This window comes from Dictyobacter alpinus (assembly GCF_003967575.1).
In the GTDB taxonomy this organism is placed as follows: Bacteria; Chloroflexota; Ktedonobacteria; order Ktedonobacterales; family Ktedonobacteraceae; genus Dictyobacter; species Dictyobacter alpinus.
In genome coordinates this window covers 4,386,995-4,408,512 of sequence record NZ_BIFT01000001.1, presented here as the reverse complement: position 1 = coordinate 4,408,512, position 21,518 = coordinate 4,386,995, and the positions used below count along the sequence as shown (strand labels likewise).

Sequence of the window (21,518 nt, the reverse complement as noted above, 5' to 3'; positions counted from 1 at the left end):
TGTATCAACCTAGCTAAGACGCCAGCGGATCAGGTCGGCGTTGCGGGTGAGGCGTTTGAAGATGTTGTGGCGTAAACGATAGATGTCCTGTACATCATTAAATTCAGTGGGACAAAAATGGACAATTTCGCGGGCTTTGAGTCCACAATGGAAATACAGGTACGCCAGACGGATTTCACGTGGATCACTGAGGAGGGAACGTACAACATACCATACTTCATTGGTGTCTTCTGGCTCTTCGGCTACGGGTTCAGCACTATACATGGTATCGTTATCATCCGGCAGAGATACCTCGTTGGGATGGTTGTAGACACGTAGGGTGTCCATAATGGCGCCATTCAAACTGGCGCGTAAATAATTTAAGGCGGCCGCGACTGAAGTGAAATGAAGTTCCGCGTTATTCATGCTGGCTTGCCATAGACGCGTAAAGGCTTGCGCGACATAATTTTCTTCGCTATCCAACGCATAGGCTCGTTCACGCTTGGAGTGGCGACGCATCCATGTATACACGATACCGGAAAAACACTGGTATAACACATCCCAGGCCTGTGCATCATGCAGACGCATGGCACGCCGAAAAATCTCTAGTGCGTAACAATCATCCACGACCTTACCCTGACAATAGTTTCTCATCTCTTCCTGACTGTGCTGCGCTAATTCGTGCAACGTCATGGTGGCGACAGGCGGTACAGCACGGGTGGCAAGAGGTACCGGGGAGGTTAAATCAGCCCTAGCTGTTGCATATTCTACTGACACACATACACCTCATTTTGCATAGAAAGAAAAAAGCGTTCGTCAATATTTAGGACATATCTGGCTGTGCGTACACAATTTAAGATCTGCTTAAGAAGGGGGGTTTCTTTATTCATAGTTCCTCCACCGTAAACACAAATCCACGTATTTTGATACTTCATTATTGTACAGTTAGATCGTTACGAGATCGTTACGGTAAGCATAAATACTATGGTCGGGGCTTGATTCTTCAGCACAACACATCTGTGTCTTCTCTATATGCTGCAAGACACACAATGACACAGAAAATCGGAGGTAGGTAAGCAGAGGGTATGGTGGTTGGTGTCAATGGTTCTGCAAGTTTTGCTGTTTAGGAAGAGTTTGCAGAACCATTAAGTCGTTATAGGGCTGTTAGTTGGTTTTTTGGGTTGGATGGCCGGAGGTTCCGGCGTGTTCGCCGCGATCGGGACCAGTTTTGTGCAATTTCAGGGTGGCGGGTTGTGTTTGTGCACTGAGAGGGAAGGCGATTACCAGGACTCCGTTGCCATAGTTGACATTGGCGTTGACGCCATCTACGGGGACAGGGAGTTCGATTTCGCGATAATAGCCTCCGACACTCCATTCGTCTATCAGGAGCTCTTTAATATCTTTGAGCATGCCGCGCAGGTCGCCCTTGACAACGAGACGCTGATCCTCAAAGATCTGGGCAGTGATATCTTCTGGTTGTAGCCCCGGCATGGGGGCTGCAATCATCAAACGATCAGTTGTACGATACATTTTGATAGGAATGTGTTGGACTTTGGCCTGCTCTTGCATAATATCAACCTTTCAGCGTTCCTGAGACACTAATCCCATATCTTTTAGAACTACAACCTGCTATATAGAAGGATTTTTCTTGTCGTAGGTATCGCGCAGTTTCCCCATTTGTTCCTGTGAGGACCAGGCGGTGCCCTCTTCGCGGCCAGGAGTCTCTGTAGGAGCACCTGGTTTGTTTTGAGGATGTCTGACACCACTATGAGCGGGATCATAGCCCTCGCGCTCATCTCGCTGCGGATCTGCATAATCTTCGCCCTCGGTCTGCTCATAACCATCTACCAGGCGGTCTGAGGGCTGCTGACCAGGAACAGGCTTTACCTCTTGTGAGCGCTCCTGCCGCAATTTTTCAGGGGTGGTCCCCTTCTCTATTGCTTCCTTATTAAGATCCTGCACATTATCTCTATATTCTTTTTCGTGTTGATTATCCATCGTGATGCCTCCATTCTGAATGAAAGATACACTCTATGCATTGAGACCATATCGGTCAGTTTCCCATGAAAAATAGGTGCTTAAATACAATGTGAGTGCTACCACTCTCACGTACTGATCGGGAATGAAGTTTCAAGTTATCCGCTTGTCTGGGCTTTAAAACTGCTGCTAAAGGTACTGAAAGATTGCCACATCCAGGCCACTGAGGAAGAATAGGAGTGTAGAACACAAAAAAAACTTCTTCGGGGGATGCAATCATGGAATTAACGATCACCACCGATCAAGTCAGTAAGATGGCATTAGATGCCAGTGCGGAAAAGGCAGGAAAAAAACTTGCCGTGCCAAAGCACTGGCAGAACCTGGGGCAGAATACCCAGGCACTGTGGGGAGAGTGTCAGGGTAGTGCCCTTTACCAGGTACGCGTTGACCTCACCAGTTTCACCACCCAATGCAGTTGTCCTAGCCGCAAACTGCCTTGTAAGCATAGTCTGGGCCTGCTCTTCTTAGCCGCCAGTACTCCGGGAGTATTTTCCGAGGCCGAGCCACCTGAATGGGTGAGCAGCTGGCTACAGAAACGGGCAGCCGCTCAGAAACGTCAGGAGACACTGGCGTCAAAAGAAACACAACCAACCTCTTCCAATAAGAAAGCCAGCCAGAGTATAGATAAACGTCAGGCCAAAGTGCAACTGGGCATTGAGCAATTAGATCTCTGGCTCAATGATCTGGTCCGCAATGGCCTGGGAAGCGTGGAGGCACTGCCCGCAACCTTCTGGGAACAGCAGGCCGCGCAGATGGTGGATGCCCAGGCATCAGGACTGGCGGCTCGGGTACGTATCCTGGCCGATATTCCCAATGCTTCAAAAACATGGACAGCCAGACTACTAGCTCAACTTGGCAAGCTTGCCCTGCTAACAGAGGCCTATCGGCATCTTGAACGCGTGGATTCCAATCTTCAGGAGGAGATTCGTCAGCTGGTTGGCTGGACGGTAAAAGAGCCAGAGGTGCTGGCGCGTGGGACACACATCACGGACGATTGGCTGTTCCTGGGCCAGAGGCAGGAAAGCGCGCAACGCGGTCGCTTGCAGCGTACATGGCTCTGGGGTGCCAGAAATCAGCAGAGCGCCTACATCTTGCAATTCTCTTTCGCAGGTGCGCCCTATACCGAGCATTATCCCACTGGCTTTCATCAAGAAGCTGAAATGGCGTATTGGCCGGGAGCATTGGCGCAACGCGCACTCTTCGTCGAACGGCAGAGCACTATTCAGCCAATTCAAACAGCCTTACCAGGGAAGGAAAGCTTTACTGAATTTCTGGCGGAAGTTGCCAGCCAGCTCGCACAACAACCGTGGCAGGAGCGCTTTCTGTGTATTCTACGCCAGGCAATTCCCATCTATGATGTGGAGAGGGATCGCTGGTATCTGCGCGATCAACTGGGAAAAGCATTACCACTCACAGCATCCGACCACTGGAAACTCCTGGCGCTCTCTGGAGGCCATCCCGTGGACTTTAGTGGTGAGTGGAATGGCGAAACCCTGTTTCCCCTGGGCATCGTGGTAGATCAGCACTATCATGTGCTGTAGAAGAGGATAAAGATGGACGCATTTCTCAAAAACGCGGTGGTGGGTACGGATCGGCATGCGGCCCCACTACCTGCAACGGATAGTGAACTGGATCCGCTTATCACCCAGCTACCGGCTGAACAGAAAGAGCGCTCGTTATTGTTAGCCGCAGGTGCCTATGCCATCTATAGTCAGGCTGGCTTTGTGGCCCCAGAGGCTCCAGCAGTTCTAGCGCAGGCTGAACCAGAAATCCTGCCTGCCTGCTCAGATGCTATTGCCCATCAATTTGAGGGTTTGTTACAGCTACACGCCCAGATCCTGTTACCTGAAGCATTACAGTGCTTGCAGGCCGCCCAACTGCGCCTGCCGCATACTTTACTACCAGCAAGTCTGAGCGTCGCTACTGACAATCCAAATTTACAGCAGGCATTCCTACCAATGCTAGGTAAACGAGGCTCCTGGCTCAGTCAATTCAACCCCAGATGGAACTGGATAAGCCAGCGCCAACCTGAGGAGCTGACAATAGCAGAACAAGAAATATTGTGGCAAGAAGGCACTATTGCGCAACGCAAAAAAATCTTGCAGCAACTCCGTGTCATAGATCCAGCAAAAGCTCGGGACTGGCTACAGAGCGTCTGGAAACAAGAAAAAGCTGAGATCCGTGAGGATTTATTGCATGTCATTGCCACTAACATCACTTCTGCCGACACGCCTCTGCTGGAACAGGCATTAAACGACCGGAGTCAGCACGTCCGCGCCCTGGCAGCAAAACTATTCTCTTATCTTCCAGAAACAGCACCCATGCAACGCATCCTGCTATGTGCAGATAGCATCCTCAACTATAAGAATAATGAGCTGCAGATCACGCTACCAAACCTTGAGGATGCGCAGTGGAAAGGGATGGGAGAATTCGTAACGGATGTAACAGAGAAATCCTCCCCACCTGAGTGGCTCCACTCTATTCTGCGTCTGGTTCCACCACCGCATTGGGAAGAACACCTCAGACTCTCACCCATACAAATAACTGAACTCCTGGTAAAACTTGAACGAAAAGACGAAATCATCAATGACCTCACGTTAGCAGCAGTATGGCACCATAGCCTCAACTGGTATGAGCCTCTATTACACTGGTCTATTGAACATGTAATACTAAGAACACGACAGGAACGCATAAACACACCTTATCCGATAATGCTGGCAGCTCTGCCGCAGGAACAGGCCGAGGCATTGGTCATGCCAATCGTGGAACATCCGGATCATTGGGCACGGGCAGTACACTTATTACCTACTCCGTGGTCAAGAAAGTATAGTCAGCATTTCATTCAAACGCTACAAAAATATTATGCGCAGAAAAACAATACCAATTATACAGCCTGGACAGACAGCCTACCAACGGTTGCCAGTGCCTTGCATCCAGACACGCTAGAACTGGCACAAGGACCCTGGGAACTACCAGAAGAGGCTGGCTGGTATACTACCCACCGCGCACAACAGGTTCAGGCATTTCTGGCACTTATTGATATACGTAAACAATTTTTAAAGGAGCTCAATTAATATGACCACTCAAACAAGCGCCGTAACAGATACAAAAATCGAGGCCATTTTACGTCAGCACGCCGAGCAGCAATATGCGGAAGAACTGGCCGAGCTGATCAAGGTTGATACGCGTCAGCGTCCTCCCAATTGGAAACTCTCTCCATGGGCGGTACGCACCTACTTGATGGGTGGTAAGTTGGAGAGTGGTTTTGTGGTCAGTCCCAAATATGTTGGCAATCCACGCCTGATGGAGATCGCCATTGCGACGCTGGCTACTGATCGCGCCCTGCTCCTTTATGGCATACCTGGTACCGCCAAATCCTGGGTCAGTGAGCATCTGGCGGCCGCTATCGCTGGCGATTCCACGATGCTGATCCAGGGTACAGCTGGCACCGATGAAAACGCCATTCGTTATGGCTGGAACTATGCGCGTTTGCTAGTCGAGGGTCCAACCGAGGGCGCGCTGGTCGTCAGTCCGATGATGCAGGCGATGAAAGATGGAAAACTGGCCCGCATTGAAGAGTTGACGCGTATTCCCAGCGAAGTACAGGACACATTGATCACGATCCTGTCTGAAAAAACGCTGCCAGTACCAGAATTAAATACGGAGGTCCAGGCAAAAAAAGGCTTTAACATCATCGCCACCGCCAATAACCGGGACAAAGGCGTGAACGAGCTCTCCAGCGCTCTGACCCGCCGCTTTAATACGGTAATTCTGCCACTGCCTGCCAGCATTGATGAAGAGATCCAGATCGTGGATCGCCGCGTGGCCAGTCTGGGTAAGGCATTGGAGCTCCCCGCTGAAAAGCCTGCCCTGGAAGAGATCCGTCGGGTGGTTACGATCTTCCGTGAACTGCGCTCAGGCGTGACCATGGATGGCAAAACCAAACTCAAATCACCCAGCGGCACCCTCTCGACCGCCGAGGCCATCTCGGTGATCAACAATGGCCTGGCGATGGCCGGTTATTATGGAGATGGAGAGCTCCATGCTGGTGACCTGGCTGCTGGCCTGACCGGATCCATCGTCAAGGATCCGGTCCAGGATCGCGTAGTCTGGCTGGAATACCTGCAAACCGTCGTGAAGGAACGTGAAGACTGGAAAGATCTGTATCGCGCCTGTAATGAGGTATTATAGATGAGTATACACGTCTTTGGCATTCGCCATCATGGTCCGGGGTGTGCGCGTAGTCTGCGCGCCGCCCTGGAGAAGCTCAAGCCAGATATCCTGCTGGTCGAAGGTCCACCGGATGCGCAAGAAGTGTTGCCTTTTCTGGCTGATCCCAAAATGAAGCCGCCGGTGGCCCTGCTGATCTACGCTACGGAACAGCCGCAGAAGGCCGTCTATTATCCTTTCACCCAATTCTCGCCTGAATGGCAGGCACTGAAATATGCGCATAAGGTGGAGATTCCGGCACGCTTTATGGATCTACCACAGGCCTTTCAGTTCGCCCGACCCGCTGCGGACACTGAGAACGGCGATGACGCAGCGGCGCCCAATAAGCAACAGGTGCGCAGTAAACGCATTCGCAACAGTGTCGTCGCCGAAAAACCGCAGGAGAGTGAGGAAGAGACGCTGTTACGGGAAGATCCTTTGACGATGCTGGCTCAGGCGGCTGGCTATGCGGACCATGAGATGTGGTGGGAACGCCAGATCGAGCAGCGTAAAAATGTGGTCAACCTTTTTGAGGGGATTCTGGAGGCGATGACGGCGCTACGGAATGAGGTCAAGCCACGCAATAGTGAGGTCGCGCAATACGAGGAACAGCGTGAGGCCTATATGCGCCAGACGATTCGCGCGGCGCAAAAAGAGGGCTTCCAGCGCATCGCCGTCATCTGCGGGGCCTGGCATGCTCCGGTTCTGGTTGAGCCAGGTCCCGCCAATGCCGATAGCGAACTACTCAAAGGCTTGCCACAGCTCAAAGTTTCGAGCACCTGGATTCCCTGGACCTATTCGCGACTCTCTTCACGTAGCGGCTATGGGGCGGGCATGCCGGCTCCAGGCTGGTATGCGCATCTGTGGAACTCACCAAAGAACATGACGACACACTGGATCACCAGGGCAGCCCATCTCTTGCGCGAACAGGGGCTGGATGCCTCATCGGCCAGCGTGATCGAGGCGGTACGTCTGACGGAAGCGCTGGCGGCGATGCGTGATATGTCACAGCCAGGACTCGAGGAGCATAGCGAAGCCATTTTGACGGTGCTCTGCCACGGAGAGATAGCGCCAATGCAGTTGATTCGTGAGCAGCTAGAGATCGGTGAAAAGCTGGGAGAGGTTCCCAAAGAAGCGCCAACCGTCCCACTGCAACAGGATCTGGAGACGCTACAGCGCCGGCTGCGCATGAAGCCATCAATTGAAAAAACAAAATTAGAGCTTGACCTGCGTAAAGAGACTGACCGTGCCCGCAGTCAATTATTGCATCGCCTGCAGTTACTCTCCATTCCCTGGGGAAAACAGGAACATGTACGAGGCAAGTCTGGCACGTTTCATGAAAACTGGCAGCTCAAATGGAAGGTCAGTTTTCCCGTGGCAGTGATCGAGGCCAATGTCTGGGGCAACACGGTCGAGGCCGCCGCCAGCCATTATGCTTACGCGACTGCTAAAAAGCAGACTGAGCTACCACCGCTCACGGAACTCTTACAGCAGGTCGTACTGGCAGAGCTGCCAGAAGCGATCGAGCAGTTGCTCGGTGAGCTACAGCAGCGCGCCGCCGTTTCATCCGATGTACGCCACTTGATGGATGCCTTGCCACCGCTGGCCCGTGTAGCCCGCTACGGCGATGTGCGCCAGACCAAAGCCGAGCGAGTCATCCCGATCATCGAGAGTTTGTTTGAGCGCAGTGTCATCGGACTCCCCGGAGCCTGTTCCTCACTAGACGATGACGCGGCTCAGGCCATGCTTAAAAGTATCGAGAATGTACAGGAGAGTCTGCAGTTATTGGCCTGGCCAGAGCAGCGACAAATCTGGCAGCAGACATTAAAGAATCTGGCGCAACGCGATACTATCCATGGATTAATCCGAGGTCGTTGCTGTCGCTTGCTGCTAGATCAACAGGCACTGGGCGAGGATGAGATGCAGCGCTTTGTACGTCTGGCTCTATCCCCCGGTGCTCCAATTCTCCAGGCTGCCGCCTGGGTTGAAGGTGTCTTACGCGGTAGCGGACTACTGATCCTGCATCAAGACGAACTCTGGAATGTACTGGATGCCTGGTTAAGCCAGCTGAGTCCAGACAACTTTATTCAACTACTCCCCATCCTGCGCCGCGCATTCGCAAATTTCCAGCCACCAGAGCGCCGACATATGGGAGAAAAAGTCAAACAGTTGCATCAGCCCAAACAGGCTCAACCAGATGCTGGTATACAGGCCGCTAACATCGATACCGAGAACGCCGCCCATGTATTACCCGTACTGGCACAACTGATAGGAGTTACTCATGGCCATTGATGAAAAAGAACGGCTGCGCCGCTGGCGACTGATTTTAGGCAAACAAGACGCCGATCAGGGCAGTGAGGTCGAGATCAGCGCGCTAGAGGGGCAGGATCTTGGTATGGATCAGGTACTTGAGGCGCTCTACGATAATGAGCGTACAGGCGGCCTCGGAAGTTCAGCGCCGAATGTCAGTCGCTGGCTTGGTGATATTCGTAGCTACTTCCCAACCTCAACCGTACGCGTCATGCAACAAGACGCTTTGCAGCGCTTAAACCTGACCCAGATGTTGATGGAACCAGAAATGTTGGAACAGGTCGAAGCAGATGTCCATCTTGTGGCTTCACTGCTCACCTTGAGCCGGGTCATCCCTGAGAAAACCAAAGATACGGCACGCATGGTTGTACGCAAAGTCGTCGAGGAACTGGAACGCAAACTGGCGCAACCGTTGCTACAAGCTGTGCGCGGCAGCTTGAATCGAGCCACCCGTAACTACCGGCCCAGACAGAATGAGATCGATTGGGATCGCACCATTCGCCTCAATCTCAAGAACTACCTGCCAGAGAAGCGCACGATTATCGCCGAACGATTGGTGGGACATGGACATAAGCGTTCATCGCTGCGTGATATCGTCCTCTGCGTCGATCAGAGCGGCTCCATGGCCTCGTCCGTAGTCTATGCCGGCATCTTTGGAGCGGTATTAGCCACGCTGAAAGCTGTCAGCACACGTATGGTCGTCTTTGACACGGCCGTCGTAGATCTCACTGACGACCTGCAAGATCCTGTCGATCTTTTGTTTGGAACACAACTTGGCGGAGGAACCGATATCAACCGGGCACTCACCTACTGCCAGCAAATCATCACCCGACCGGCGCAAACCATCCTGGTACTGATCACCGATCTCTATGAAGGCGGAAATAGCCAGGGGATGCTACGGAGGGCCGCTGAACTGGCCAGTTCGGGTGTCCAGGTAGTCTGCCTGCTCGCCCTGAGCGATAAAGGCGCGCCATCCTACGACAAACGGCATGCCGCCGCGCTGGCGCAACTGGGCATCCCATCGTTCGCCTGCACACCAGAGCTCTTCCCAGATCTGATGGCAGCCGCGATCCAACGCCAGGACCTCAATCTATGGGCCGCCAGCAACGAGATCGTCGCCACCCGCGCCGAACAATAACGCCAGACAAACAAGCAAAGCAACGTAGCTGTGACCCTCGGCGGTCACAGCTACGTTGCTTTTTCTTAGGGGTCCGCCGCTGCAAAAAAATGAATGGCACTTAAGGGTGTCAGGGTGTCATTTGCCTTGACTTTTCATTAGCTCTTAAGTATACTTTATATATACGTTTTTTCCCCAAGGAGATTTTTACTTGTAACATGAGCAACACAAACATTCGGTAGCACAACACCACAAATTACTCACTATAAATAGAGTGTTTTTGGTGTTCTCATTTCTTCAATGCTACCCCCCCATTCTGTGCTCATGTTTCTGACATTTCTGTTTTTCAGCAATCTCTTTTTGCCTGCTATAGAGTAGCTATTGGTGTTACCTGGCACCATGACTATACAGTTCACATACATGAGCACAGCCACCATAATTTCTTTTGATGACTGCGGTACTTCCTGTTCCGCTTGTCATATACAGGTAGAAGCGAGGTGCTCACTTTATGTTATTAAACAGTAAAGAGCTAACAAAAAGCTACGGTATACATACCATCCTGCATGATATCTCTTTTGTGATTAATGCGAGCGATCGTATCGGCATAGTCGGACCAAATGGTGTCGGCAAATCCACGCTGCTACGGCTCCTGGTGGGTCAGGAGGAGTTTGATAGTGGCACGATTACGTATGGGCCGGGTGCCGAGTTTGGTTATCTACCCCAGACAACACCCAACTTTTATGGTCAGACGATTCAGGATCTGATTCTGGAATCGGTCGGCAATCTTAAGCAGCTTGAGGAGCAGATGCATGCGCTGGAGGCTGCAATGGCCAGGGCTGAGGGCGAACAGTTGACCAGTTTAATGGAAGAGTACACAACCATCTCGACGCGTTTTCAGGATCGCGGCGGCTATGATCTGGATCACAAAATCGATATGATTATGGATGGCCTGCGTCTGAGCTATCTGCCACGTACACGCGTAGTTGAAACGCTGTCAGGTGGAGAGAAAGAGCGCGTGGGATTGGCCACCTTGCTTCTACGCTCACCAGATCTGCTGTTCCTGGATGAGCCAACAAACCATCTAGACTTCGCTACAATGGAATGGCTGGAACAGTATCTGGCCTCGTATCGAGGTGCGATCGTGATGGTATCGCATGATCGACAATTCCTGAACAAAACGGTCAACGCCATCTTTGAGCTCGACGAACATAGCCATCAGCTACACATCTATCATGGCAATTATGATGCCTATGTAGAAGCCAAGCAGGCCGAACGCAAGCGCTGGGAGGAAGCATATGAGCAACAACAAGAAGAGATAAAAGAACTCCACAAAAGGATCAAGGTCAGTGGTCGCCAGGTAGGCCACACCTATCGTGCGCCCAGGGACAATGACAAATTCGCGCGCTACTTCTTTAATCAAAACGTCCAGAGTGCCGTGGCTCGCAACGTGCGGGCCGCACAGGTACAGTTGGAGCGCATCGAAGCCGATCCTATTCCCAAACCACCGGAGCTGTTACCAGTCAACTCGCATTTCCAGACCGAACAGATCCAATCTGACAGTGTTATCAGGCTGGAGAAAGTCAGTAAAAGCTTTGGAGAGCGCAAACTCATCGATAATCTGGACATGATCCTGGGATCCGGGGCGCGCATCCTGTTGACAGGTCCTAACGGAACGGGTAAGACCACTCTGTTGCGCATGATCATGGGGGAGATCGAGCCTGATAGTGGTAGGATCCAGATTGTGGAAGGGGTACGCCTGGGCTACCTGGCACAAGATCCAGAGTCGCTGGACCTGGAAAAGACGGTGATTGAGAATTATAAGTATGGGCTGATTGGCTTTGAAGGTGAGCTGATTGGGCGGCTGCTGGGATACGGCCTTTTTCGCCTGGAGGATATGCAGAAAAAAGCCGGACAACTCAGTATTGGACAACGGCGAAAGCTGGAGCTAGCCCGCCTGCTGGCGGCCAGACCCAATGTACTACTCCTCGACGAGCCAACCAACTATATCAGCCTGAATGTGCTTGAAGCCTTTGAGACGGCAATCCAGAACTTCGCAGGACCCGTGATTGTGATCTCACATGATCGCTGGTTTATACAGCGCTTCGGCGGAGAGATACACGAGCTGGAACCCACAACCATGGCACCATAAGCTCGTCTGAATACGAATAGTAGCTAATGTCGCTCGTGTATTAGCTACTATTCGTATTCAGGGAGTAGTGGTGTGGATGGTGCTGCTATCGGTTGGCGCAGCGATGATGGGTAAGGGAAGGATAAGCGAGAAGGAGCTCCCCTGTTTGGGAACACTTTCAACTTCGATACGGCCGCCATGGCTTTCGACGATCTGTTTAGAGATATAGAGTCCCAGCCCAAAGCCGGTACTGGAGCCGGTCTGGACATCGTTGCCAGGCACACGGTAGAAGCGATCAAAAATCATGGGCAGTTCATTCGCTGGAATGCCCACACCAACGTCTTTGATAATCAGGCAATAGGTTTGTTCCTGCTTCTGCAAAATAACTTCAATCGGCGAACCGACTTTAGAGTATTTGCGTGCATTTGAGAGAAGATTGATAACCACCTGCCCCAGTCGTTCAATATCAACCTCAGCTTCAATCGGCTCGGGTGGTAGGTAGGTGTGGATGACTGGATGGGGGTTAGTGCCAAAGACATATTCATCGACAAGGCTCTGGATCAGGTCAACAATATCGCATTTCTGACGATGCAGATCAAACAAGCCCATTTCAATTGATGAAATATTCAGAAGATCATTGACCAGAACCTCAATACGGCGAATCGAGTTCTCCATACTGACCAGGCTAGGTACTTCGGGAGATTTGGAACGGATCAATCGGCGATGCAACAATTGTGTCATGCCTTTCAGGCTGGCCAGGGGTGTACGCAACTCATGGGAGGCCATACTGATAAACTCGTCTTTCGCTGCATTGGCCTTGACCAGTTCTTTGGTACGCTCCAAAACCGTCATTTCCAGCGATCTGGCGTGCTGCTCTAGCGCCTGCTGCTGCTGCGTGACCTGACGACGTAACTGACGCGTCTGCGTGGCACGCCGCAGGGCCGCCACAAAATACTCGCGATCAATCGGCTTTTGAATAAAATCATAGGCACCACCACGCAATGCCTGGATAGCAAGATTGTGATCTCCATGGCCGGTAATCAATAACGTAGGGATGTCTGGTCGAAGTTCTTGAATTTTTGATAACAGCGTCAGACCATCCATGCCAGGCATCTTAATGTCACTGACAATGGCATCATAATCATTGGCCTTAATCAGCTCCAGCGCATCAGCCGCGGTATCCGATGTATCTACTTTGCAGCCAGACATACGCAGGTAGAGCGCCTGGGGCAGTGCCTGCAACAAAGCAGTATCATCATCAACGATAAGAATATATGCTTCGGTCATACTGTAAATTACTCGCTGTCATGTACATCAAAAGGTAATTGGATCAAAAATGTGGCGCCTTCACCAGGGCGATTATCGACCATGATGGTTCCCTGATGTTCTTTGATAATGCCATAGGTAATTGATAGGCCCAATCCAGTACCGGCGCCAACATCCTTGGTCGTGAAAAATGGATCGAATATGCGCTGCTCTAAGCCTTCAGGTATACCAGGACCGGTGTCACGAATATTGATGAGCACCATCTTATCTTCAATGATACAATCAATCGAAATCAGCTTATAGGACACCTCGTTCAAGGCGTCGCGTGCATTAGTCAAGAGATTAATAAAGACCTGCTCTAGTTGGATCGCATTCCCGATGACTACCACATCCTGGTCGGGAAAATTTATCTTGACCTCAATCTGGCGGAGACGTAATTGTTCCTGCATCAATGAGATCGAGTTCTCAATGACCTCAGTCAGCACTACCGGCTCACGACTCACCGAAGCTGCGCGCCCAAAGGTGCGCAGGTGCGAGATAATCTCAGTTGCCTTTCGCACCTGCTGCATAGCATTGTGTAGTTCCTGGAGAATGCGCTCAGGATCTGTATCAGCCATACCCAGCTCGATCAGGTCAATTGCGTTTCCCACAAACAAACCAATATTGTTTAAAGGATTATTTAGCTCATGAGCTACACCAGTCGTCAGTTCACCCAACGTAGCCAGCTTCCCCGCCTGCACCAATTGTTCCTGCTTTTCACGCAGCTCCAATTCACGCCGCTGCACCTCACCTGAAGTCTCCTTCAGATCGCTCATAATATGAATCATCGCCTTACGGCTATTCTCCAGGCGCAAATTTGACTGGTGAGCATCCTGCAAAATATGCATCAGGGCCCGCCGTGAATTATCCAATCGCTCAGTCTGTTTCGCCAGGCGGCTGCGATCATGTTCATAATCCGCCAGAATATGGATCATCGCCTTACGCTGATCATTCAACTTATGATTGACCATATTGAGATCGCCAAGGATATGCATAAAAGCGCGCCGGCGCTCCTCGCTCTTCGCAATGCGCATCTCAAGCGAGGCATTTTTCTCCAACAGATGCTCATACGCCTCGCGCAACTGCTCAAGGTCCATATCCTGATAATTCTTAAGAGAAGATGGAGTAAGTGGAAGAGTTACGTCCATTTACCCTGGCCCTTTGTCTTCTCCAGATCACGCTTCAGATTCTCAATCTCTTTCTCCAGCGCAATCATCTTCAATTCACGTCCCACCACCACCTCTTCAAATTTCTCCAGATCCAGGATCTTCTCCTGCAGCTCGGACTTGGATTCCTGTAGGTCCTGCAAGACCTTCTCATACGCACGCATATCGCGCAGAATACCGATGGCGCCAATGGCCTTACCATCTGGATCGCGTAAGGCCGAGGCGTTCAGGGTCGTCGGAATTACCTCATTAGAGGCCGAGCGCGGATTTAAGCGCGCATTACGGGTTGTACCACGCTCAATTACCTCTTTAAGCGCCGCCAGAAACTCACGCGTCTCAGCCGGACTAATAAAGCGCGACAGCGACTGTTCCAGCACCTCATCAGGGCGGAAGCCAAGCAACTCATAGACCGCGTCATTGGCCGACAGAATCTTACCTTCCAGGTCCGACACAAAGATCGGGTCCGGCGCATTCTTAATCAAGCTATCCGCCAGTGCCCGCGCCTTATCCAGCTCACGCATATCGCGCAGAATACCGATCGCGCCGATCGCCTTACCATCTGGATCACGCAAAGCCGAAGCATTCAACGTCGTCGGAATAACTTCATTAGAGGCCGAGCGCGGATTTAAGCGCGCATTACGGGTCGCGCCACGCTCAATCACCTCTTTAAGCGCCGCCAGAAACTCACGCGTCTCAGCCGGACTGATAAAGCGAGACAACGACTGTTCCAGCACCTCATCGGTACGGAAGCCAAGCAACTCATAGACCGCATCATTGGCCGACAGAATCTTACCTTCCAGATCCGACACAAAGATCGGGTCCGGCGCATTCTTAATCAAGCTATCCGCCAATGCCCGCGCCTTATCCAGCTCACGCATATCGCGCAGAATACCGATCGCGCCGATCACCTTGCCATCTGTATCACGCAAAGCCGAAGCATTCAACGTCGTCGGAATCACCTCGCCCGAAGCACTCTGAGGATTCAGACGCGCATTACGGGTCACGCCACGCTCAATCACCTCGCGCAAAGCAGCCGTAAACTCACGCGTCTCCTCAGCACTGATAAAGCGAGACAACGACTGCTCCAACACCTCATCATTACGGAAGCCAAGCAACTCATAGACCGCATCATTGGCCGAAAGAATTTTGCCCTCCAGGTCAGAAATAAAAATCGGATCAGGCGCATTCTTAATAATAATATCGGCATCGAGAGAACCAAGCGACTTGCTACCGGGCTGTTGTGAGGTCGTAGCTGTCGGAGAAATATTGTTAAACATAGGAACCTACCTCCGCTCAAAAACTCAAGCCTTATCTCAACCAGCCACGCCAAACCCAATGCTCAGCCGTAGCTCTATAGATCCATAAATAAATAATTTAACCTCTTCCAACACAGACACGGGGAAGAGATATTGGAAAGTATAACAGAACTTTTTCCCAAAGTGCAAGGGCGTATCCACCCTCCCCAGGCGCCCAGCATGCCCCTGACCCATCCGCCAGATCATAGATCACCCACCAATAGTATAATCGAAAAAGACCGGAACCACGTGCTCACCACCCCAATCAAGCCGTCCCATAGTACCATTGATTTACCCGACACAAAAAAAGACAAGCAAACACAATGCTAAACTATAGGAAGACAAAACTAGACGAGCAGGCCGACCCAGCAAAAATGACCCTCGAGCCGAAAATCTCAACCACATCCAAAAGAGCCACAAAAAACTATTGACTTCTGCATATAGATGCGGTATTATAAATCCCGTCAAGATAAGCCGGTGTGGCGGAACGGTATACGCGCTTGTCTCAAAAACAAGTCCCGCAAGGGTTGAGGGTTCGAATCTCTCCACCGGCACTTAATAAAATAAAGAAACCCCTCAAGCTAGGTTTAAAGCCACTTGAGGGGTTCTTATTTAATGTAGCAACGGTCTCAGTACAGCAACGGTACATCAACCCATCCAAAGGTGCTAGATGTCAGTTTCCTCGCTCTCATCTTCCAGAAAACTAAGAGCATCATTCAAGCGACTAGTGGCATCAGCCTGTAAACTAGGCAACATATGCGAATACACATCCAGGGTCATGCTAATTTGACTGTGACCTAACAATTCCTGTACTACTTTCGGATGCACGCCAAAACTAAACAGGAGAGTTGCAGTACTGTGACGAAGATCGTGAAAACGGATATCAGGCAACCCGGCACTTTCAAGTAGCTCTTTTAGAGGATCAAGCATATCACGACTAGGATTAAGATTTGTACCAATAGAAGTGCAGAATACATAGTCATGTTCTTGCCAAGAAGCACCAGCTTTCATTTTAATGGCAAGCTGTTTTTTTCTATGTTGCTTGAGTGCATCTAATGCAAAGGACGCTACCGTAATGCTACGGCGACTTTTACGCGTTTTTGGCTCAGACTCTTTATATCCCTTACCCTCTAATTTAGAAGGTATGCGGGTCAAGACACGACGTACTTGTAACACACCGGATGAAAAATCAATGTCCTGCCATTTTAGCCCCATCAGCTCACCACGACGCATACCTGTTGCAAGAGCAAGCTTCAAAAGAGCTTCCATAGAATGTCCTTTTGCAACTTCCAGAAGTGTCTGTATCTGATCTAACGTCAGCGGATGACCCTCAAAACGCTCACGACGAGGGGGGCTAACAAGCTTACTAACGTTCTTATTCACAAGACCCCACTTGAATGCCGTATCCAGAGCCTTATGAAGCACGTTATGGATTGTAGTGACGGTAGTAGGTGAAAGCCCTTCCTGGAGCTTCTTTGTATAGAATGCTTGCAAATGCTGCGGCGATAATTTCTGTAGTTGATGTCGACCCAATACGGGAATCACATGAAGCCTGACAATCTCCTCATAGCGCTCAAATGTACGTTCACGCACGCTCTGTTTTTGCGAATGCTCTAGCCAATCCCGCAAGAATTGTTCAAGAGTCTGCTTAGGAGTCGCGACCAGGGCGCCATCTTTTCTGTCGTTGAGAGCCTTAGTCAGTTTATCAGACGCCTCTTTACGTGTCTTGCCATAAAAGTACTTTCGCTTACCGTCTTCTGTCGTGAGGCTAGCAGCCCATAAACCATTACGCTGTTTGTAGACAGAGCCCTCACCATTCGCACGTTTACCCATAACCCTTACCCCTTTCAGCTAAAGACTCTGACCACGCCGCTGTAACCATAGCTCAAGATCTATACGAGACACCCGCACAGCACGGCCAAATCGCTGAACAGGTAAACCTTCCTTATTAATCAGGTCATAAACTTTGTTACGCCCCAAGTTTAAACATGCCATAACTTGAGGAATCGTCAATAACAAAGGTCTCACAGCCACATTTTCAGCTTGACCAGCAATAACACCAATATTTACAGCCATAGGCACACCTCCTTATGCTACTTGCCAATCAGTAGACCGCAGTTCACTGCGCTGATAAGCCCACACATGAATCACCCGTCTGGATAACTGTTTCCTGTTTTCGCGCACATCCTCCAATACATCTAGAAGCGCCTTCCGTTTGCGCTTTTTGTATTCCTTGATGTCGTTGGTAAACTCATAGCGCTCAACCAAATGCCAGGGAGAACGCACAGGAACTTCTTCTACCTCCTCACTCTCCTCCTCATCCTGCCCTAATGGCAGGCCATTATCTACTACACTCACCGCCTCAACGACCTCTACAGGCTGTTCCATCGATTCTTCCATGCCCTCAAACAATTTTGCCCGCATAGCGGCCACGCGCTCAGGGAAAAATTGACGAGAGTAACGGACCCGATGTGCTTTACTGGTAGCTTGCTCCACAACTACTTCTGTCACATACTCACTATGCCCCTGTTCATCTTGCGCCAGGACTCTCCGCTCACGCTCAACTTGTCGTGTCCCCTTCTCACCCGTGGTCAGGGCCTTCGTGAGATACTTAGTCACGTACCCAATAGCGCGAGGGTTACGAATACGCTCAATGTGTCCAATCTCAGCGACCCCATGACGAGCGGAGCGCCATAATGGCTGGATCACCTCTTTATACGGGATACTGTCAACGCCCTTGATCAATAAGTGCCAGTGAAAGCCGTTTTCCTCAAAGTTGGAGTGTCGTTCCATCACCGCAAAGTACTCAACAGGATAGGCTGGACGAGCGCCGACATGACCCTTACCCCGTCCTTTTGACCCACGACGTAAAGCTTGCATAAAGGTGGTAAGCGCCCTGGCTGCCTCTTCTACCGTCTGCCCTGCTTTCGTCAGCGTGAGAAACAAGACGGGTTCAGATGCTTTTACCAGTTGTCGCCAGAGATCGACTTTCCGAGGACCACAGTGTAAGCAGCTCCAACGATTGCAACGCGCTCGCACCTCTTCACCCGTCTCATGGTTGATAAAGCGGTGACGTATTGCCCAGGGGTCACGGCAGTAGAGGAGCGTGTCTAGTCCATAGTCCTCGACTAAATCCGCTTGCTGCTCAATTGGAGGCAGTTCCCAGCGTCTTTTTTCTGCTTTGATGGTGATTGCTTTCCCCATAGACAGCACCTCTACTTTCTGGTGTTTTGCGCGACATTTCTTACTTGTGTGATATATGCTTATAAGGGTCAAGGGAAGGCCCGGAGGCTTGTACGTCGTTCGGCGGGGCCCCTACCCCACCGCCGCGTACAAGCCAGCCCCCAGGAACGGGCCAGCCGATCAGAGTCCCGGCGGTGCGGCTAGCGCCAACGTCAGCATGCTCGTAGCCGGGTAGCGGGGCGATGCCGCCCTTGACTCTGGCGGTTGGTCGGAAAGGGCCGAGAGCGACCTGGTACTGCATTGGAACCGAGCAGTAGCCGGTCGCTCTCTGACGGGAGAGTATAACCGCCTGTGTCAAGGGTCGGGCCTGGCGGCATCGCTTGTTCCCGCTACCCGCCATGTGCAAGCCGAACAGCCCACCGACGTTGTGCCTCAAGCTCCCAAGGATGCTTGGGTAAAACGCCGTGAGCTAGCATGATCGTGCGCCAAAGAAATCCTGGCACGTACTGCACAATGCCACCTCCTCTTCGACCAGGCGGGACAGACAAAAGGAACAACGCCCCATCACTTCCTCACGCCAATCCGCCCAGGCATCAATAAACCAGTCAATTTCCCGCTCACTGGCAGACTGCCACCAGAGATAGGCGGTACTCTGTGGTTGAGAATACGCCAACTCATCCAGCGCACCAAATGCGGCATCAGCATCAACCGTTTCGGACTCGATACCCATCATGCGCAACAATTCTTTTGCTGCTTGGAGCGCCATCAACCCCTGCTTTTTGCGCCCAAACTTTCTACGGCTTGCCATTTGAAATGGACGAGACACATTCATCCCTACCCCCTTGCTTGATCCACCGCAATCACGAGCTGCCAAACCTCCTCATATACGCCCCACTGTTCCTCAACTAATGCAGTCGTGAGTTGTTCACACGTCCATTCATGATGCCGTGTCCACACATCCATCACCTCACCAAACAGAAAAGCACTCAGCTCCTCTTGCGTAACCTGGACAGTATGTCCGAACACGGTAATATCAGTTTCTTGAGAATAGTCACCCATAGACACCTCCCTCAGTCCAATCATCTGACCTGTCGCCCTGGTAGGCCTCGACGCTCAGACGATGACGATACACTTCTAACTCAAGCCAGCGCTGGCGTTCCTGCCAGGAGTAGTCATAGCGACCATGACAGGAAGGACACAACGCTGCTAATCGTGGTTCCGGGTTCCAGGGATCATGATCCAGGTGCGCTGCTGCAAGGTACACTGTGTAGATCACGCCCGTCCGTTCCGACACCGCCAGCTCCCCATGCGCAATCCCACAGTGTTCGCAGCACCACCCGGCACGTTCCTTGCAGTCCCAGGCCAATTCCTCCCAGTTGGCCGGGTACAGATGCCGGTTCTTCATGCAGCTAGGAACGGCCCTGGAACTGTTTATAGGCCTCAATCTGCTCCACATACATGCGCTCAGAGTTGTAGAGCCCATCCCCCAATTCCACCGCCTCTTCTGGACCAGGAGCCGGATATTGATCCACTAAATCCCGATCACGTTCCAGTTCGAGCCGGATATCATGCCAGACCCCGCGCAACCGGTCGCTGAAGTCGCCCAGGCGTTGCTCGACATCGACCTGGATGCTTTCATACTCATCCCGAAACGCCTGGATGAGATCCTCATAGCCCCGAATCACCCATTCCCATTGCGTACTGAGTTGCTGCTCAAGCGCCCGCTGCTGCTGCTTGACCCGCTCGGCCAGGGAAACATCATAGTACTGCTCAATATGCTCAGAAAGAATCGCCGTCAGCGCTCCAGGGTAGAGCGCTTCCAGGGCGTCCAATTCCACCGCCCCTTCTCCATGCCGAGCCTCAAAGCCACCGCGCCGCCGTTCCGTCTCTTTAATGGGCGTCCGAGGGAGCTGGTAATGCTGGACTTGCTCCAATGTCAACACCACCGGGAAGACGCGAATATCCAGATCAAGCCCGAAGCGCCGCACAAAGTACTCAATTTTGCGCGACATCGCCACCGGCATCGACTGGCCCGCCGGATCAAAATCCGAGACGTAGAGAATGCGTGCAGGCTTATTGGCTTGCTGTAAACGATGAACCAGGGCCAGAGTAGCCGTGATACTCATCTCCCCCATGCCAGTCTGTAGGTTCGCGTTATATCGTTCACACAACGGGCCAAGCACATCATTCATGGTGGACTTTTCGCACCAGACTTCCAGGTGATAGGCCTGTTCAGGATAATAGCCATACACCGAATAATCCGGCAGTTCAGGAAACGGCGGCAGCGTGATACCCGCACGCGATAGGTAGCCATTCACGGCCACATATGGTTCTGCTTTGCGGTCCGTCGCATAGATCATCGTCTCAGGTGTGCGGCGATCATTAAAGGCCCCAGGATCAACTAATTCCAAGTATCGAGCCGCCTTAGAAGCGGCGTTGAGCGCGTCCCAACATTCCACGGTATTTTCATATGGCTTGCCATTAGACAGTTTCGCCGTCCCCTGTGACACCAGCCAGTAATGGACCCGTCGGATATGCATCCGTTCATCCCCAATATGGTGCCAGAGTTCGGCGAACCACTGACCAGATGCCACATCCGTCGGCGTCCCAGTATAAAAAGGATCGTTTTGCGGAGCCAAGACAATCAAGTCATTGACGGACACGCCCTGCTGTTTCGCCATTTGTTTGATCCATCCATAATCGATGCGCTGTTCTTCAAAGGTGTAGCTCATAGGCTCCCTCCAATCTGTCAAAAAGGCGCGGTTTCGACCGTCTGCACAGCCTCCACA

The 21,518-nt window shown here is 51.6% G+C and carries 20 protein-coding genes and 1 tRNA gene; 7 read left to right on the top strand and 14 right to left on the bottom strand.

Features of this window, described 5'->3' with window-relative positions; translation table 11 throughout:
- Positions 1-9 precede the first annotated feature (9 nt).
- The 3 genes from EL633_RS17480 to EL633_RS17470 form a co-directional block, all read right to left on the bottom strand.
- Positions 10-756: a sigma-70 RNA polymerase sigma factor region 4 domain-containing protein gene (locus EL633_RS17480; protein WP_126628414.1), complete on the bottom strand. Its 747-nt coding sequence runs from the start codon at positions 754-756 to the stop codon at positions 10-12.
- A 387-nt stretch (positions 757-1,143) separates the two neighbouring features.
- Positions 1,144-1,548 (bottom strand): Hsp20/alpha crystallin family protein, encoded by a 405-nt coding sequence (locus EL633_RS17475; RefSeq protein ID WP_126628413.1) that lies wholly within the window; start codon positions 1,546-1,548, stop codon positions 1,144-1,146.
- Between the two features lie 60 nt (positions 1,549-1,608).
- Positions 1,609-1,977, bottom strand: coding sequence for a hypothetical protein (locus tag EL633_RS17470; RefSeq protein WP_126628412.1), 369 nt, complete (start codon positions 1,975-1,977; stop codon positions 1,609-1,611).
- A 257-nt stretch (positions 1,978-2,234) separates the two neighbouring features.
- Here EL633_RS17470 and EL633_RS17465 point away from each other — a divergent pair, with 257 nt between their 5' ends.
- From EL633_RS17465 to abc-f, 6 genes are all read left to right on the top strand, one after another.
- Positions 2,235-3,557, top strand: a complete 1,323-nt coding sequence (locus EL633_RS17465; RefSeq protein ID WP_126628411.1) for an SWIM zinc finger family protein — start codon at positions 2,235-2,237, stop codon at positions 3,555-3,557.
- 12 nt (positions 3,558-3,569) lie between these two features.
- Positions 3,570-5,090: a DUF5691 domain-containing protein gene (locus EL633_RS17460; protein WP_126628410.1), complete on the top strand. Its 1,521-nt coding sequence runs from the start codon at positions 3,570-3,572 to the stop codon at positions 5,088-5,090.
- Between the two features lies 1 nt (position 5,091).
- Positions 5,092-6,207, top strand: coding sequence for an ATP-binding protein (locus tag EL633_RS17455; RefSeq protein ID WP_126628409.1), 1,116 nt, complete (start codon positions 5,092-5,094; stop codon positions 6,205-6,207).
- Complete coding sequence (locus EL633_RS17450) at positions 6,208-8,517, top strand: DUF5682 family protein (RefSeq protein ID WP_126628408.1); 2,310 nt, start codon at positions 6,208-6,210, stop codon at positions 8,515-8,517. It begins immediately after the preceding gene.
- Positions 8,507-9,673, top strand: coding sequence for a VWA domain-containing protein (locus EL633_RS17445; protein WP_126628407.1), 1,167 nt, complete (start codon positions 8,507-8,509; stop codon positions 9,671-9,673). The genes EL633_RS17450 and EL633_RS17445 overlap by 11 nt, the downstream gene beginning before the upstream one ends.
- 487 nt (positions 9,674-10,160) lie before the next feature.
- Entirely contained in the window at positions 10,161-11,801 is a 1,641-nt protein-coding gene (gene abc-f, locus EL633_RS17440) for a ribosomal protection-like ABC-F family protein (RefSeq protein WP_126628406.1), read from the top strand.
- Positions 11,802-11,858: 57 nt separating this feature from the next.
- Here the strand turns inward: abc-f and EL633_RS17435 are convergent, their stop codons facing one another.
- Genes EL633_RS17435 through EL633_RS17425 form a run of 3 tightly spaced genes read right to left on the bottom strand, consistent with a single transcriptional unit; the run spans position 11,859 to position 15,528 of the window.
- Entirely contained in the window at positions 11,859-13,067 is a 1,209-nt protein-coding gene (locus tag EL633_RS17435; RefSeq protein WP_126628405.1) for a hybrid sensor histidine kinase/response regulator, read from the bottom strand.
- Between the two features lie 8 nt (positions 13,068-13,075).
- Positions 13,076-14,233, bottom strand: coding sequence for a sensor histidine kinase (locus tag EL633_RS17430; protein WP_126628404.1), 1,158 nt, complete (start codon positions 14,231-14,233; stop codon positions 13,076-13,078).
- Positions 14,224-15,528, bottom strand: a complete 1,305-nt coding sequence (locus EL633_RS17425; RefSeq protein WP_126628403.1) for a PAS domain-containing protein — start codon at positions 15,526-15,528, stop codon at positions 14,224-14,226. The genes EL633_RS17430 and EL633_RS17425 overlap by 10 nt, the downstream gene beginning before the upstream one ends.
- Positions 15,529-16,019: 491 nt before the next feature.
- Between EL633_RS17425 and EL633_RS17420 the strand changes: the two genes are divergently transcribed.
- Positions 16,020-16,100 (top strand) — tRNA-Leu (locus tag EL633_RS17420).
- Between the two features lie 112 nt (positions 16,101-16,212).
- On the opposite strand, the gene EL633_RS17415 is transcribed toward EL633_RS17420, so the two are convergent.
- Genes EL633_RS17415 through EL633_RS17380 form a run of 8 tightly spaced genes read right to left on the bottom strand, consistent with a single transcriptional unit; the run spans position 16,213 to position 21,461 of the window.
- Positions 16,213-17,379 carry a tyrosine-type recombinase/integrase gene (locus tag EL633_RS17415; protein WP_126628402.1) on the bottom strand — a complete coding sequence of 389 codons (1,167 nt, stop codon included), beginning with the start codon at positions 17,377-17,379 and terminating at the stop codon, positions 16,213-16,215.
- 18 nt (positions 17,380-17,397) lie between these two features.
- Positions 17,398-17,622 (bottom strand): helix-turn-helix domain-containing protein, encoded by a 225-nt coding sequence (locus EL633_RS17410; RefSeq protein WP_126628401.1) that lies wholly within the window; start codon positions 17,620-17,622, stop codon positions 17,398-17,400.
- A gap of 12 nt (positions 17,623-17,634) precedes the next feature.
- Complete coding sequence (locus EL633_RS17405; RefSeq protein WP_126628400.1) at positions 17,635-18,750, bottom strand: rolling circle replication-associated protein; 1,116 nt, start codon at positions 18,748-18,750, stop codon at positions 17,635-17,637.
- Positions 18,751-18,790: 40 nt separating this feature from the next.
- Positions 18,791-19,165: a hypothetical protein gene (locus tag EL633_RS17400; protein WP_126628399.1), complete on the bottom strand. Its 375-nt coding sequence runs from the start codon at positions 19,163-19,165 to the stop codon at positions 18,791-18,793.
- Positions 19,166-19,198: 33 nt separating this feature from the next.
- Complete coding sequence (locus EL633_RS17395; RefSeq protein ID WP_126628398.1) at positions 19,199-19,561, bottom strand: hypothetical protein; 363 nt, start codon at positions 19,559-19,561, stop codon at positions 19,199-19,201.
- A gap of 2 nt (positions 19,562-19,563) precedes the next feature.
- Entirely contained in the window at positions 19,564-19,788 is a 225-nt protein-coding gene (locus EL633_RS17390; RefSeq protein WP_126628397.1) for a hypothetical protein, read from the bottom strand.
- Positions 19,781-20,134: a hypothetical protein gene (locus tag EL633_RS17385; RefSeq protein ID WP_126628396.1), complete on the bottom strand. Its 354-nt coding sequence runs from the start codon at positions 20,132-20,134 to the stop codon at positions 19,781-19,783. Before EL633_RS17385 ends, EL633_RS17390 begins: the two co-directional genes overlap by 8 nt.
- Positions 20,135-20,138: 4 nt before the next feature.
- Positions 20,139-21,461, bottom strand: coding sequence for a CCDC90 family protein (locus EL633_RS17380; RefSeq protein WP_126628395.1), 1,323 nt, complete (start codon positions 21,459-21,461; stop codon positions 20,139-20,141).
- Positions 21,462-21,518: the final 57 nt, after the last annotated feature.